Origin of the sequence: Paenibacillus sp. FSL R7-0204 (assembly GCF_038002225.1) — a bacterium.
Taxonomy (GTDB): Bacteria; Bacillota; Bacilli; order Paenibacillales; family Paenibacillaceae; genus Paenibacillus_AQ.
The window spans coordinates 4,554,047-4,568,938 of the sequence record NZ_JBBOCA010000001.1 but is presented as its reverse complement, the minus strand read 5'-3'; the positions used below and the strand labels follow the sequence as shown (position 1 = coordinate 4,568,938).

Below are 14,892 nucleotides of genomic sequence, written 5' to 3'. Positions count from 1 at the left end.
ATAGGAACAACTGCGTATATGTATAGGAAAGCGCATGAACTTAATTGAAAGAACGGAGGCATTCCATGACAGAAAACAAAAGTTATAACGGTAAATCTGAGGCAGAGCTAGTTACAGCGGGTCTTGCTGAACCAGCCGGCAGATGCGACCTTCACACCCATACCCAGGCCTCAGACGGCATGCAGCCGCCTGCTGAGAATGTACGGCTTGGCTATGAGGCCGGATTGGCAGCGGTAGCCATTACTGACCATGATACAGTCAGCGGTGTAGCTGAAGCGCTGGAAGCAGGCAAGCAGTACGGGATTACTGTGGTTCCCGGTGTTGAGATCAGCACACGGCAGGGCGGCAAGGAGATCCATGTCCTCGGTTACTATATTGACATAGAGCAGGAACTGCTGTTGTCCCGCCTGGAGGAGCAACGGGGAACCCGGCTTGGGCGGAATGAAGCAATTCTGGAGAAGCTGCGCGGACTGGGCATTGCGATCACCCTGGAGCAGGTAGTAGCAGGGCTGGGCCGGGAGCTGAAGCCTGATGAGAGCATCGGCCGGCCGCACATCGCGGATGAGCTGGTGCGGCTGGGTGCAGCCGTGGATATGCGGGATGCCTTCGACAAGTATCTGGGCGAAGGGGCGGCGGCTTTTGTCTCGCCTCCGCGCATTACACCGGGGACAGCCTGCGAGTGGATTCGTGAAGCAGGCGGTGCAGCGGTGCTTGCGCATCCGGGAATCTACGGGGATGACGCTCTGGTGCGCAGTATCGTGGAGCAATGTGATCTGGACGGCATCGAAGTATATCATTCCGACCATGGACCGGCAGAGCATGAGCGCTACCTTGTGCTGGCTGCGGAATTTGGCCTCCGGGTAACCGGCGGCTCCGATTTCCATGGTGCACGGCAGGGTGTTGTTTTCCACGGGGATATCGGCAGTGTAAGTGTGCCTGCCGCTGTGCTGGAGCAGCTTAAGGCTGCTAGAGGCTGACCGCAGGACACAAGAAATAAGACACAAGACACAAGACACAAGACACAAGACCAAAAAACCTCCGACCCTTAGCGCAGGCGCTACAGGACGGAGGTTTTTTGGTAGGAGCAATCCTTAATGTTAGTAAAGCGCATGATCAGTAAGAGGAAACCACCTGCTACGCATACAATTGGCCCACGCGCCTTGAGCGAACCCATTGTATGCTGTTTTCCGCATACAATTGGCCCATGCGCCTTGAGCGAGCCTGATGTATGCTGTTTTCCGCACACATTTGGCCCATGCGCCTTGAGCGAACCCATTGCTGTTCGGTTTTCTGCATACAATGTGCAAATTACCTTTGCGCGAGCCCAATGTGGTTGCACATTTAACTGGAGCCCTAACTCCGCAGCACATTCGGCAGCTGCTTGATCCGCTCTTCATCCGGCGTGACGAACAGTGTGCGCTGATGATCGTAGATGACGAAGCCCGGCTTGGCTCCGCTTGGTTTGCGTACGTAACGGATCAGGGTGCAGTCCACCGGCACGCTGCTGGATTGCTTGGCCTGGCTGAAGTAGGCGGCGAGCTGGGCGGCTTCCTCCAGGGTGGCATCGCCGAACTCCTCACTGCGGATGACCACGTGCGAGCCGGGAATATCCTTGGTATGCAGCCAGGTATCGTTCGGTGAAGCGAGCCGGTTGGTGACATATTCGTTCTGCAGATTGTTTTTGCCGACATAGATGTCCACCCCTTCAGAGGAAGTGAATACCTGCAGCGTGGGTCTGGCAGCCTTCTTTTTCTTCTTGCCTTTCTTGCTGCGGTCGCGTAAGTAGCCTTGGCCGACCAGCTCATCACGGATCTCCTCGATGTCATTCAGTGAGGCATGGGCCAATTGCTGGAGCAGAAGTTCCATATAGGCGATCTCTTCGTGTGTCTTCTGGACCTGCTCGCCGATTACCCGCAGGCTGTTCTTGTACTTGTTATATTTCTTGAAATACCGCTGCGCATTGTCCGTAGGGCTTAGCAGCGGATCAAGCGGAACGGTAATCTCTGCCTGATTCTCATCATAGTAGTTTACTAGTTTTGCTTGCTTGTCGCCTTTGTTCACGGTGTGCAGGGAAGCGAACAGCAGCTCGCCCCAGATGCGGAACTGGTCTGCATCCTCGGCTTCGTTCAGATCCTTTTGCAGGTTGGCCAGCTTCTTGATGTTCTTGCTGCGCTCGTTGCTGAGGAAGCGGATCAGGTCGCTGACCCGCTGCTTAACGGTGTCCTTCTCCGCCTTGTCCCCATAATAATCCTCCAGGCACAGGCTTATGGAGCTGTAATGCTTCACATTCCCGCTCATCAGCTTCAGCGGAATGGCCGAGAAGACCGGCTTGCTCTTGGCGTTCCAGCCAGTGACCGGAGCGAATTCCTGCTTGCTGACCGGCTCCATGACGGATTGGAAGGCGTTCCAGAGCTGTTCGGGCATATCCATCACGCTGCTGAAATCCTCAGCTTCTCCGCCTATCTCCTTGTACCGGTGGAGGATCTCCCCGGCGATCAGCGGACTCAGGCCGCTGAAGGCGTGGACCAGCCAGCCGGCCGGATCGGCTGAAGGGGCAGGGCCGCCGGAGCCGTCAGCCTGCGGGGCCTCAAGCGAGGCCAGCAATGCTGCGATCTCGCCCTCGATCATATCCTCCTCCGGCTCCTGCGGATGCTCGGCGGCGTAGCGGGCCGCTTCCTCTGCTGAGGCCAGCAGGGTCAGGAAATCGGACTGGCTGATCTGCAGGGGATTCAGCTTATGCTGCTGCGGCGGCTGGGTATAAGCCGCACCCGGCATAACGACCCGGTAGCTGCTGATCGAAGGTGTGACATGATGAATGCCGTCGATAATCGTCCCCGTGGCCAGCTCGGTCAGAATGATGTTGCTGTGGCGTCCCATCAGCTCGATGATGATTTTTTTAGCGGAGACATCTCCCAGCTCATCCCGGGTTCTGACGGTGATATGAATAATCCGCTCAAGTCCCACCTGGGTAATGCTCTCGATGGTGCCGCCTTCACAATGCTTGCGCATCAGCATGCAGAACATCGGTGCTTCCGCCGGGTTGATGCTGCTTCTCTCGGTCAGGTGCAGCCGGGGGTAGGTCGGGTTTGCCGACAGCAGCAGCTTGCCGCCGCCGCCCGCACCGCGCAGGGTGAAGATGAGGTCATGTGTGCTGGGTTGATATATTTTGCCGATGCGTGCACCGATGAAGGGCTGAAGCTCATGCACGATCGCTTGGGTAACAATGCCGTCTAATGCCATGATAAAGTTCTCCTGTCGCCTGATAATGAAGTACTCCCTCTATGATGCCACACTTTTACCGGTTCGCGCAAAAGGAGAAAACTAGATGCGGTGATATTTTGGGACGACCATGAATACACTTGGACATGAACAGGTGGAAAAGCTGTGCGCCGCCGGAAGTCAAGAAACGACCGGGAGGGGAAAGATTAGTTATGGAACAAAAAAGCTGGCACCGGCTCGGTGCAGAGGAGCTGCAGGAGATGTTCGGCGTTCAGCCGGGAACGGGGCTAAGCGCCGAGGACGCCGCCGCAAGACGCAAAGAGAGCGGGTACAATGAGCTGTCTGAGGGCAAGAGGGTATCACCTTTTACGCTGCTGCTCAATCAGTTCAAGGATTTCATGGTACTGGTGCTGATGGGGGCGACCCTGGTATCCGGCCTGCTCGGCGAATATTTAGACGCCATTACGATTATCGCAATTATTCTGCTTAATGGGGTACTCGGATTCGTGCAGGAGTTCCGCGCCGAGCGTTCGTTAAGAGCACTGAAGCAGCTCTCTGCGCCTACGGCCAAAGTGATGCGCGGCGGGAAGCAGGAGGTGCTACCCGCCAGAATGCTGGTCCCCGGAGATATAGTTCTTCTGGAGAGCGGGGACCGGATACCTGCAGATGTCCGCTGGCTGCAGTGCAGCAGCATCTATGCCGAAGAGTCGGCGCTGACAGGGGAGTCGCTGCCGGTCTCCAAGCATGCCTCGGCGATCTATGCCGAAGACATCCCGCTGGGCGATCAGAAGAATATCGGCTTCATGGGTACGATGGTGACCCGGGGAACCGGCCGGGCCGTGGTCATCCGCACCGGTATGGCTACCGAGATGGGCAAGATTGCCGACCTGATCCAGAATACCGAATCCCAGGAGACTCCACTGCAGCACCGCCTGGAGCAGCTCGGCAAGATTCTGATCTACGTCTCACTGGGACTGACCATTGTTGTGGTCCTGGCAGGAATTATGCATGGTCAGCCGGCAACGGCGATGTTCCTGGCCGGGGTGAGTCTGGCGGTGGCAGCTATTCCCGAAGGACTTCCGGCCATTGTGACGATTGCGCTCGCACTGGGTGTCCAGCGGATGATCAAGCGCAAGGCGATTGTCCGCAAGCTGCCTTCGGTAGAGACGCTCGGCTGCGCCTCCGTGATTTGCTCGGATAAGACAGGAACTCTGACGCAGAACAAAATGACCGTCACCCAGCTCTGGAACGCCGGACGGACCCTTGAGGTATCAGGGGAAGGCTATGCCCCGGTAGGCAGTGTGCTCCAGAAGGGCCGGCCCGTTGATCTGAAGAATGACCAGAGTCTCCGGCGCATGCTTCAGGTGGGTGCATTATGCAGCAACGCAGAGATTTATGAGAGCTTCCCCGATACGCGCAGCAAAAAGAAAGGCAAAGGCGCAGAAGCGGATAAGGCGGCTAACGCCCAGCCGGTCTGGGAACTGAAGGGCGATCCTACGGAAGGTGCACTGGTCGCTTTGTCTGCCAAAATGGGACTAACTGCCCAGGCACTTGCCGTAACCTTTACCCGGGAGACGGAGTTTCCGTTCGATTCCGAACGCAAGCTGATGTCGGTGGTTGTGAATCACCCCGGCGGCCGGATGATCTGCACCAAAGGCGCACCCGATGTGCTCTTGAATTGCTGCACGTATATGCTGTGGGAGGGCGGAGTCGTGCCCTGCACGCCGACCTTGCGCCAGAAGGTGCTGGATGCTAATGAACAGATGGCTTCCGGCGCGCTGCGTGTGCTCGGGATGGCTTACCGCGATCTGCGGAGCGGTGAAACGGCCGGCAGCGAGAAGGAAGCGGAGAGCCAGCTTGTCTTCGTGGGTCTGGCCGGGATGATCGATCCGCCGCGCAAGGAAGTACGCGATGCAATCAGCGTGACCCGCCGGGCAGGCATCAAGACAGTCATGATTACTGGCGACCATGGGACAACGGCAGAGGCTATTGCCCATCAACTCGGCATTCTGCAGCGCGGCGGTACGGTCCTGACCGGCAGCCAGCTTAGCCGGATGGACGATGATGCACTGGATAAGGTCTCCGATAATGTCTTCGTCTATGCCAGGGTATCTCCGGAGCATAAGCTGCGGATCGTCAAGTCGCTGCAGCGCCACGGCCATGTCGTAGCGATGACCGGCGATGGAGTAAACGATGCGCCTGCAATTAAGGCCGCAGATATCGGGATCTCGATGGGAATCACCGGCACGGATGTGACGAAGGAGGCTTCGGCCCTGGTCCTTGGAGACGATAACTTCTCGACCATCGTGGCTGCCATTGAAGAGGGGCGGAATATCTACGAGAATATCCGCAAGTTCATCCGGTATCTGCTGGCCTCGAATGTCGGCGAGATTCTGACCATGTTCTTCGCCATGATGCTTGGGTTGCCGCTGCCGCTGGTGCCGATCCAGATTCTGTGGGTTAATCTGGTTACAGACGGCTTGCCTGCAATGGCGTTGGGCGTAGACCAGCCGGAGAAGGATCTGATGGAGCACAAGCCGCGCGGTGCGAAAGAAAACATCTTTGCCCGGCGGTTAGGCTGGAAGATTGTCAGCCGCGGGCTGCTGATCGGCCTCTGTACGCTGGCCGCTTTCTGGCTCACGCTGCGGATTGATCCAGGCAGTGCGCAGCAGTTAATCCGCGCGCAGTCGGTTGCTTTTGCTACCCTTGTGATGGCCCAGCTCATTCATGTGTTCGACTGCCGCAGCTCGCGCTCGGTCTTCTACCGGAATCCGTTCCAGAACAGATATCTGGTCCTGGCGGTCCTGTCCTCTGTACTCTTAATGCTGGCTGTTATGTATCTGCCCGTGCTTCAGCCGGTGTTCAAGACTGTTCCGCTCAGCTTCCGTGAATGGTGCCTGGTGCTGGTGATGGCCGGAATCCCGACCTTCCTGATGGGAGCGGGCAGCGTCTGGGGCGGCAAGAAGAATCGCAGCCGCAGCGGCGGACGCCAGATGATAAAAAGTACAAAGTTTTCAGCATAAAATCAATAGCGTCACCCGACTCCTATAAGGTATGCTGGTTTCACTGAGAAGCTTGGTTTATGATGAATCAGGAATGTGGAAATAGCTGATCTTACTTATTAGGAGTGGACCTGACAATGGAATTTACTAAAATGCACGGTTTGGGCAATGATTTTATTATCGTATTCGGCGAGGATGAGCTGCCGGGCAATGCCCCGGAGCTGGCCGTTATGCTGTGCAACCGGTTCTTCGGCATCGGCGCAGACGGACTGGTGTACATTCTCCCTTCGCAGCGCGGCGACTACATGATGCGTATCATGAACTCCGATGGCTCCGAGGCTGAGCAATGCGGCAATGCGATCCGCTGTGTATCCAAATATGTATATGAGCATGGTCTGGTGGAATCGGAGCAGATTGTCATTGAGACGATTGGCGCCGGAGAACAGAAGGTCTCCCTGAAGGTTAAGGACGGGATCGTGGAGAGTGTAACGGTCGATATGGGCGAGCCGGTCCTGTCCGGACCGCAGATTCCTGTAGCGATCGACGCGGAGCCTGTGCTGGACCAGCCGATTGAAGCGGACGGCACAGCGTTCCGGTTCACCGCAGTTTCTATGGGCAATCCACATGCGGTCATTTATGTGGACGATGCGGTGTCGTTCGATCTCACTACGTGGGGGCCGAAGCTTGAGGTTCATCCGCTCTTCCCGCGTAAAGTAAACGTGGAATTCGCCACCGTCGTTAACCGCAGCCATGTAGACATGCGCGTCTGGGAACGCGGTGCCGGTCCTACCCTGGCCTGCGGCACAGGTGCCTGCGCGACGCTGGTCTCCTCCGTGCTGAACGGAGTGACGGACCGCTCGGCGATTATCAGCCTGAAGGGCGGCGACTTGTTCATCGAATGGAACGAGGACGATAATCATGTGTATATGACCGGCCCTGCCCAGGTGGTATACACCGGCTCGGTGGATATCTGATTTTTGATTCCCATATAACTATTTGCAAACCCCTGCATACCTAATGCAGGGGTTTTTTTATGTAATTCAGAGCCGGTATGGAGCTGGAGTACGAAAGGAAAGCCGAATAATGGCAGACATATCCGCGAATAATAGAATCCTGTATGAAATCAGGGAGGAGGAGCGGAGATGAAGTCTGGGGCAAACCGAAAGTCGAAAAATGCGGGAGCAGATACAGCACCGGGACCGGGACAGCCGCAGGGCGGTGTTGCCTTGGGCCTCGCGGATACGGTCGCCCAAAGTCTGCTCCACATTCAGACGGAGCTTGGCGGCAGTCCGGATCTCCTGATCCGCAGAATCCAGATCGGGGGAGAACGCCGCTTGGAAGCGGCCGCTGTTCATCTGAGCGGACTGTCGGACCCTGCGGCTGTGAATGAATTCGTGCTCGGCTCGCTGCTGAATCATACAGAGGAGCTGTTCCCTGACGGCTCGGCTGGAGGTGCTGACAGTCCGCGGGAGGATGCTGCGCTCCCGCAGCGGATCCTTAGCCGTGCTATGGAGATAGGTGACGCGGAGCTCCAGGAGGATTGGAAGGGAATTATGCTCGCTATTCTGTCTGGGGACACTGCAATTCTGCTGGAGGGCTGCCGGGCAGCAATTCTGTGCGGGACCAGGGGCGGGGAGCAGCGGGCGGTCAGTGAGCCTTCCTCCCAGCTCGTGGTCCGGGGGCCGAAGGACGGGTTCGTCGAGTCGGTGGCCACGAACATCTCGCTGATCCGCCGCAGAATTAAATCTGCCAAGCTGCGCCTGGAAGTCATGAAGATCGGCTCCGAGACCCATACCCATGTGGCGCTGATGTATATGGAAGGGATTGCGGGGGAGGATCTGATCCGCGAAGCCAGAGACCGGCTGAACAAGATTGTCATCAATGAGATTCTGGAATCCGGGTACATTGAGGAATTAATTCAGGACAAGACATTCACCCCATTTCCGACGATCTACAACTCAGAACGGCCGGATGTGGCTGCAGGCAATCTGCTCGAAGGCCGGGTGGTTATTATTGTGGACGGCACGCCGTTTGTGCTGATTCTTCCGGCGGTGTTTACGCAGTTTTTTCAATCTGCCGAGGATTATTCCCAGCGGTTCGACATTTCCATATTGATGCGGCTGGTCCGTTACTTGAGCTTCCTCGTTCTGATTCTGGGTCCTTCGGTCTATCTCGCGCTGACCACTTATCATTATGAGATGATTCCGACGACGCTGCTGATCAATTTGCTCTCCCAGCGGGAGAATGTACCCTTCCCGGCCTTTGTGGAGCTGCTCTTGATGGAGACGGCATTTGAGATTCTGCGTGAAGCCGGGGTGCGCATGCCGCGCGCCATCGGGCAGACGGTCTCTGTGGTCGGTGCACTTATCCTGGGCACGGCAGTGGTAGAGGCCGGAATAATTACGCCCATCATGGTCATCGTAGTGGCGTTGACCGGAATTGCCAGCTTTGCCCTTCCGGCGTACAACCTGGCGATTGCCGGGAGAATTATCCGGTTTGCTTTTCTGATCATGGCCAGTATATTCGGCTTCTATGGAATTACTCTGGGCCTGATCCTGCTGGTGGCACATATGAGCAGCCTGAGATCCTTCGGTGTTCCTTATCTCTTCCCCTTCGTGCCGCTCTCCATTAAAGGGCAAAAGGACACGCTGTTCAGAATGCCGCTCTGGCTGATCGGGCCGGATATGCCGCCGGCGGAGATGCGCGGGGAAATGCCGCACTACATGCTGCTAACGACCGGTCATGAGGAGCAGCTCCCCCCGTTAATCCGCAAGAATAGCAGGGCTGAGGAGGACAGCCGTGATGAATAGAATTTTCTGCCTGGTGCTGCTGTTCGTCCTTCCAATGCTGCTGCTTACCGGATGTTGGGACAGTGTTGAACTAAACCGGCGGGCGATTGTGTCGGGGGTAGCGATCGACAAAGGCGACTCTGAGGCTGAGCGGTACAAGTTGTCCTTTCAGGTGATAGTAGCGGAGGAAATCTCCGGAGAGAAGAGCAGAGGCATATCACCAGTTGCTCTCTACACAGGAGCAGGCCGCACGATGTTCGAGGCGCTGGCAGACGCTTCCCGCCAGACAGCACGTTTCCTCTCCCTGGGCCATGTGCGGGTGCTCGTGATCTCGGAGGCGTTCGCCCGCGAAGGCATCAAGGGTCTTTTGGATGTGCTGGAGCGGGAGAGCGATACCCGGCTGAACAGCCTGATCTTCATCTCCAAGGGACAGCCTGCGCGTGAAATCATGTCCACAATGACTGTATTCAGCAAAATCCCGGCCAATGATCTGGTGGAGAAGCTGGAGACGACCTCCAAGCAGTTCGGCTATAACTTCCGTATGGCCGTGGACGATGTGATCCGGGGGATTCAGATCAGAGGAGGCGGTCCGGTGATCAACGGGGTATACACCAGAGGAGAGTGGACTCCGGCATCGGGCAGCAATGACAGCCTGAAGAATATCGAACCCGGGTCGATCCTGAGAGTCTCCTCCCTTGCGGCGTTCAAGGATGACAAGCTGAAGGGCTGGCTTACGGGTGACGCTGCACTAGGCACTGTTCTTTTGCATAATCGGATCAAAGAGTTCCCGGTTCTGCTCAAGCAGCAGAAGGGCGGTTATCTCTCCTTCAACATCTATCAGTCCCAGGTGTCGCTTGCGGTCAATACGTCTGACCCGGAGCATCCTGTCTTTACGGTCAAGATCACGCAGCAGGCTGCGCTCAAGGAAGCTCCGAATCCGCTCGATCTTACCTCCCCTAAAGTGCTGGAAGAGCTGTCAGAACGGCTTATAAAAGAAAGCGTTAAGCATATCCAAGCAGCTATAAGTACCGCCAAAGAATTGGGCAGCGATTATCTCGGCTTTGGACGGGCATTGCAGCGGAAGGACCCGCGCGGCTGGAAGAAAGTCAGGGACCAATGGGAGGACGTATTCGCAGACTGTGAGATCCGGTTCGATGCGGATGTGGTCATCCGGCATACGGATATGCGCAGCAACTCTTTTCAGATTCAATAAGTCTGCCGGTAGGGTAACCGGGTGAGGAGGTCCACGAAATGGGTAAGGTCAAAATCGGACTGGGCGAATTCTTCAGCCTGACGGTGCTGTTCGAGCTGGGCACGGCGCTGGTGGTTAATCTGGGAATGGAGGCAGGCCGGGATGCCTGGCTCTCGATCCTGATCGGCTGCGCGGCGGGGCTGATTATGTTCACGGGATACGCCTATCTGTACCGTAAGCACCCGGACCAGCCTTTTACAGCCTATACACGGCAAATTCTCGGAAAATATATCGGGGCACCGGTAGGCCTGCTCTATATTATTCTCTACATAAACCTGGCCGCCCGGGATTTGCGCGATGGCAGCACCATGCTCGCAATGTCGACCATGCATCATACTCCGCTGTTTATCTTAAGCGCCCTGATGCTGCTCTCGGGAGCTTATGTGCTGCATAAGGGGGTGGAGGTGCTGAGCAGAACGTCCATGGTATTTGCGTTTGTCGTTCTGGGGATCGGCCTGTTCGGGACAGTGATGCTGATACTCTCCGGTACGATCAATCTGCACAGACTGTTGCCTGTACTGGAGAATGGCTTTCAGCCCGTGCTTAGCTCGGTGATTCATCAGAATTATATGTTTCCGTTCGGGGAGATGGTGTGCTTCACTATGCTGATGCCGTATTTATCCAGTGTCAAAAAAGGACCGTGGATCATCGCCGCCGCCATGGTGTTCTCCGCGCTGCTGCTCAGCTTCACGATGGCGCTGAATGTTTCGGTTCTGGGGGCTGACATTGTTGGGCGTTCACCGCTCCCGCTGATGCCGACAATCAGCAAGATCTCCGTTTCGGATATCATCCAGCGGGTGGATATTTTCGTGGTTATGGTGCTGATCATCGGGGTATTTTTCAAAATGGCCGTTTTCTTTGCTGCCGCGCTTATCGGAATCTCGGACCTGTTCAAGCTGCCGTACCGGAGAATGCTCTATCCCTGCGGACTGATCATCCTCTTCACCTCCATGCTGGATGCACGCAGCTTCATTGAACATCTCGATGAAGGCGGGACCCTGCTGTACAGGGTATATCCTTATTTAATGATAGTCATTCCAGTGCTGCTGGTCATTGTAACCGCGGTCCGGGATCATTTTTCTGCCCCCCGGCCAGGCTGACGGCCGCTCACCCAATAAATGGAATCCGGCACAATCAGAAGCAGCACCAGCACAGCGGCAGTCAGCTTCTCCGAGGTAGTATAGAGCAGATAATTCAGAATATAGCGGATATTCTCCGCTCCGTAGCCGAGCATCAAGTCCAGCAGGTACAGGTACAGCAGCGAGAGCGCCGACAGCAGGAGAATTACGGTATATTTGCGCAGCAGCAGTTTTCTTGTTTTTTTCTTCATTTATGCAGTCTCCTTCCGGCTAGATTAAGCGTAGTATGATTCAATTGCCGGACTGGCATACAAGAATAACGGTCGGCCGCCTCTTTTGCCTGCTAAAGCTTATCATCCATCCCGATTTATGTTACATTAGTATGAAACTAATGTCAGTCAAGGGGAGGTTCTTGCGGTGAAGCCGGATTTGCGCTCTGCATGGGAGAATGGCGTGTTGGTCGGAGACGGAGCGATGGGAACTTTTTTGTATCAAAAGGGTTTCCCTGTCGGCATCTCCTACGAAGAATTGAATCTGACCTCACCGGAGGTCATTGAGGATGTGCACCGCAGCTATATTAATGCAGGTGCTGTATTGCTGGAGAGTAATACTTACTCCGCGAACTACGACAAGCTGTCGAAGTTCGGACTGGAGGCCAAGGTGGCGAATATCAACCGTGCGGGGGTCCGCATTGCCCGCCGGGCTGCCGGCGAGAACGGTTATGTGGTCGGAGCCATCGGCTCGATCCGCGCCGGCAAACGGGCGAATCTGTCCTCCTCCGAGCTGAAGAAATTCTTCTCGCAGCAGATTGCTGCACTTCTGGAGGAAGCGCCGGACGGAATCATGCTGGAGACCTTCTATGATGTCGAGGAGCTTCATCTGGCACTGAAGGCGGTGCGCAAGCTTAGCACGCTGCCTGTAATCTGCCAGCTGGCCGTGGACGATTCGGCGCGGACGCTGGACGGGTTAACCTTGCCGGAAGCCTTCCATATTCTGCAGCAGGACGGAGCGGATGTGATCGGCTTCAATTGCAACACAGGACCGAACGGGATCAAGCGTGCGCTGGGTACGCTACAGGGCAAGCTGGCGCTGCCGGTGTCGATCTATCCGAATGCGGGCGTGGCCGATTATGTAGACGGTCAGTACCGCTATGGGGCCTCGCCGGAGTATTTCGGCCAGATGGCACCGGTGTTCGCGGATATGGGCAGCCGGATTATCGGGGGCTGCTGCGGCACAACCCCTAAGCATATCGCTGAAATCTCCGCTGCCCTGAAGGGCTATGTGGTGGAACCGCTGCCTGAGCCCGCTGCCTTCAGTGCGCCTGAGAGAATTGCGGTGCAGGAGCATCTGGCGGATGACGAGGGGCAGGGAGGCGGCGAACCGACGCTTGTGGATCTGGTCAAGGAACGCCACACTGTTATCGTAGAACTCGATCCTCCGCGCGATCTGGACATCGCGAAGTTCATGAAGGGGGCAGAGGCGCTGCGCCGGGCCGGAGCCGATGCGCTGACGCTGGCCGATAATTCGCTTGCTGTAACCCGGATGAGCAATATGGCGCTGGGGCATCTGGTGCAGGCCCGCACAGGCCTGCGGCCGCTGGTGCATATTGCCTGCCGCGACCGCAACTTAATTGGTACCCAGTCGCATCTGATGGGCTTCGACGCGCTGGGGATTGACCATGTGCTGGCCGTGACCGGAGATCCTGCCCGGTTCGGGGATCTACCAGGATCAAGCTCGATCTATGACCTGACTTCCTTTGAAATTATACGTATGATTAAGCAGCTCAATGACGGCGTGGCTTTCTCAGGCAAGCCGCTCAAGCAGAACGCGAAGTTCGTCATCGGCGCAGCGTTCAATCCCAATGTTAAGCATCTGGACAAAGCGGTCGAGCGTCTGGAGAAGAAGATTGCGTCGGGTGCGGATTATATTATGACCCAGCCCGTGTATGACCCTGAATTGATTGCCCGGATTGCCAAGGCTACCGAGCACCTGGATATTCCGATCTTCATCGGCATTATGCCGCTGGCCAGCGGACGCAATGCCGAATATCTGCATAATGAGGTTCCCGGCATTCAGCTCTCCGCCGAGGTCCGCAGCCGGATGGCCGGACTCGAAGGCGAAGCGGGCCGGGCCGAAGGGGTTCTGATCGCCAAGGAGCTGCTGGATGCGGCCATTGCACATTTTAACGGAATCTATCTGATTACGCCGTTTATGTTCTATGATATGAGCGTACAGCTGCTGGAGTATATTTGGGAGAAGCAAGGACGTAAGTTATCCCCCTTGTTTCGCTAGTAATAATCAATTACAATAGTGTAATGGATGTGATTCCGTTGTCATATAGTATGACCGGATACGGTCAGTCAGCCCTGCAATCCGGCGGACACAAGATAACGTTCGAGGTCAAATCGGTGAATAACCGGTACTGCGAAGTTGTACTGCGGTTGCCCAGGGAATGGACGGGGTATGAGGATAGGCTGCGCAGAATGGTTCAGGCTCATATCAGACGGGGACGGGTAGATGTTATTATTAATAGAGAACTCACCGATGGGGCTGCTGACACGCATGTGCTGGACCGCCGCAGGGTGAGCTCCTATCTTGATGCAGCGGAGGTACTGGTCCGGGAGTATGGCTTCAAGGGAGAGTTGTCCCTGCGGGATATCCTTGCTATGCCCGGTGTGATGGAACCGAAGGAAGAGACGGCTGCTGCTGACTCCTCCGGAGAACTTGCAGATCTTCTGGAGCAGGGTCTCCAGCTTAGTCTGGAGGCTCTGCTGGAGATGCGCGGACGGGAAGGCTCCTATTTAGCGGCTGATCTGATGCGCAGACTTGACCGACTGGAAGAGCTGCATGCCGGAATCAGCAGGTATGCGCCTCTGGTTGTGGAGGAGCAGCGCGAGAAGCTGCGGCAACGGCTTAACCTGCTGAATGACGGGAGCTTCCCCTGGGATGAGCATAAATTCGGCATGGAGATGGCTATTTTCGCCGACCGCTGCAATATAGATGAGGAGCTGACCCGGCTTCACAGCCATTTCGGCCAGTGCCGGGCCTTGCTGCTGGGCAGCGAGCCTGCCGGACGCAAGCTTGATTTTCTCATCCAGGAGATGAACAGGGAGACCAACACAATAGGGTCGAAGTGCAGTCATCTGGCGGTTGTGAATCTGACGCTTGATATGAAGGCGGAACTCGAGAAGATTCGGGAGCAGGCGGCGAACCTGGAATGACAGGAACCAGTGAGCAAGCTATGATGTTACTTATGGGGGGAACAACCGGAACATGGCAATCAAATTAATCAACATCGGCTTTGGGAATATCGTGTCAGCGAACCGCATTATTTCCATTGTCAGCCCGGAATCGGCACCGATTAAGAGAATTATCCAGGAGGCCAGAGACAGGCATATGCTGATCGATGCCACCTACGGAAGGCGGACGCGGGCTGTCATTATTACTGACAGTGACCATGTGATTCTCTCGGCTGTACAGCCTGAGACGGTAGCTCACCGCCTATCCAGCAAAGACGACGATAACGACGAATAACAACAAATGGAGTGTAC

General features: G+C 56.1%; 11 protein-coding genes. 9 read left to right on the top strand and 2 right to left on the bottom strand.

Annotated elements, in window-relative coordinates; all coding sequences use genetic code 11:
• Positions 1 to 65: 65 nt before the first annotated feature.
• Positions 66 to 977: a PHP domain-containing protein gene (locus MKX42_RS20210; RefSeq protein WP_340754067.1), complete on the top strand. Its 912-nt coding sequence runs from the start codon at positions 66 to 68 to the stop codon at positions 975 to 977.
• Between the two features lie 376 nt (positions 978 to 1,353).
• Here MKX42_RS20210 and MKX42_RS20205 read toward each other — a convergent pair whose 3' ends face one another.
• Positions 1,354 to 3,240: an Rqc2 family fibronectin-binding protein gene (locus tag MKX42_RS20205; protein ID WP_340754066.1), complete on the bottom strand. Its 1,887-nt coding sequence runs from the start codon at positions 3,238 to 3,240 to the stop codon at positions 1,354 to 1,356.
• 191 nt (positions 3,241 to 3,431) lie between these two features.
• Here MKX42_RS20205 and MKX42_RS20200 point away from each other — a divergent pair, with 191 nt between their 5' ends.
• The 5 genes from MKX42_RS20200 (at position 3,432) to MKX42_RS20180 (ending at position 11,362) form a co-directional block, all read left to right on the top strand.
• Positions 3,432 to 6,242 carry a calcium-translocating P-type ATPase, SERCA-type gene (locus MKX42_RS20200; RefSeq protein WP_340754065.1) on the top strand — a complete coding sequence of 937 codons (2,811 nt, stop codon included), beginning with the start codon at positions 3,432 to 3,434 and terminating at the stop codon, positions 6,240 to 6,242.
• Positions 6,243 to 6,358: 116 nt separating this feature from the next.
• Complete coding sequence (gene dapF / locus MKX42_RS20195) at positions 6,359 to 7,195, top strand: diaminopimelate epimerase (RefSeq protein WP_340754064.1); 837 nt, start codon at positions 6,359 to 6,361, stop codon at positions 7,193 to 7,195.
• 168 nt (positions 7,196 to 7,363) lie between these two features.
• Positions 7,364 to 9,031 (top strand): spore germination protein, encoded by a 1,668-nt coding sequence (locus MKX42_RS20190; RefSeq protein ID WP_340754063.1) that lies wholly within the window; start codon positions 7,364 to 7,366, stop codon positions 9,029 to 9,031.
• Positions 9,024 to 10,223, top strand: a complete 1,200-nt coding sequence (locus MKX42_RS20185) for a Ger(x)C family spore germination protein (RefSeq protein ID WP_340757747.1) — start codon at positions 9,024 to 9,026, stop codon at positions 10,221 to 10,223. The genes MKX42_RS20190 and MKX42_RS20185 overlap by 8 nt, the downstream gene beginning before the upstream one ends.
• 38 nt (positions 10,224 to 10,261) lie before the next feature.
• On the top strand, positions 10,262 to 11,362 hold the full coding sequence (locus MKX42_RS20180) for a GerAB/ArcD/ProY family transporter (RefSeq protein WP_340754062.1): 1,101 nt from the start codon (positions 10,262 to 10,264) through the stop codon (positions 11,360 to 11,362).
• Here the strand turns inward: MKX42_RS20180 and MKX42_RS20175 are convergent.
• Positions 11,335 to 11,592: a hypothetical protein gene (locus tag MKX42_RS20175; RefSeq protein WP_340754061.1), complete on the bottom strand. Its 258-nt coding sequence runs from the start codon at positions 11,590 to 11,592 to the stop codon at positions 11,335 to 11,337. The two genes, MKX42_RS20180 and MKX42_RS20175, sit on opposite strands and share 28 nt — an antisense overlap.
• A 166-nt stretch (positions 11,593 to 11,758) precedes the next feature.
• Here MKX42_RS20175 and MKX42_RS20170 point away from each other — a divergent pair, with 166 nt between their 5' ends.
• Genes MKX42_RS20170 through remA form a run of 3 tightly spaced genes read left to right on the top strand, consistent with a single transcriptional unit; the run spans position 11,759 to position 14,875 of the window.
• A complete protein-coding gene (locus tag MKX42_RS20170; RefSeq protein ID WP_340754060.1) occupies positions 11,759 to 13,633 on the top strand; it encodes a bifunctional homocysteine S-methyltransferase/methylenetetrahydrofolate reductase in 1,875 nt (624 codons plus the stop codon).
• Between the two features lie 38 nt (positions 13,634 to 13,671).
• Positions 13,672 to 14,562, top strand: coding sequence for a YicC/YloC family endoribonuclease (locus MKX42_RS20165; protein WP_340754059.1), 891 nt, complete (start codon positions 13,672 to 13,674; stop codon positions 14,560 to 14,562).
• A gap of 52 nt (positions 14,563 to 14,614) precedes the next feature.
• The gene (gene remA, locus MKX42_RS20160) at positions 14,615 to 14,875 is read left to right on the top strand and encodes an extracellular matrix/biofilm regulator RemA (protein ID WP_006209218.1); all 261 of its coding nucleotides are present in this window, start codon (positions 14,615 to 14,617) and stop codon (positions 14,873 to 14,875) included.
• Positions 14,876 to 14,892: the final 17 nt, after the last annotated feature.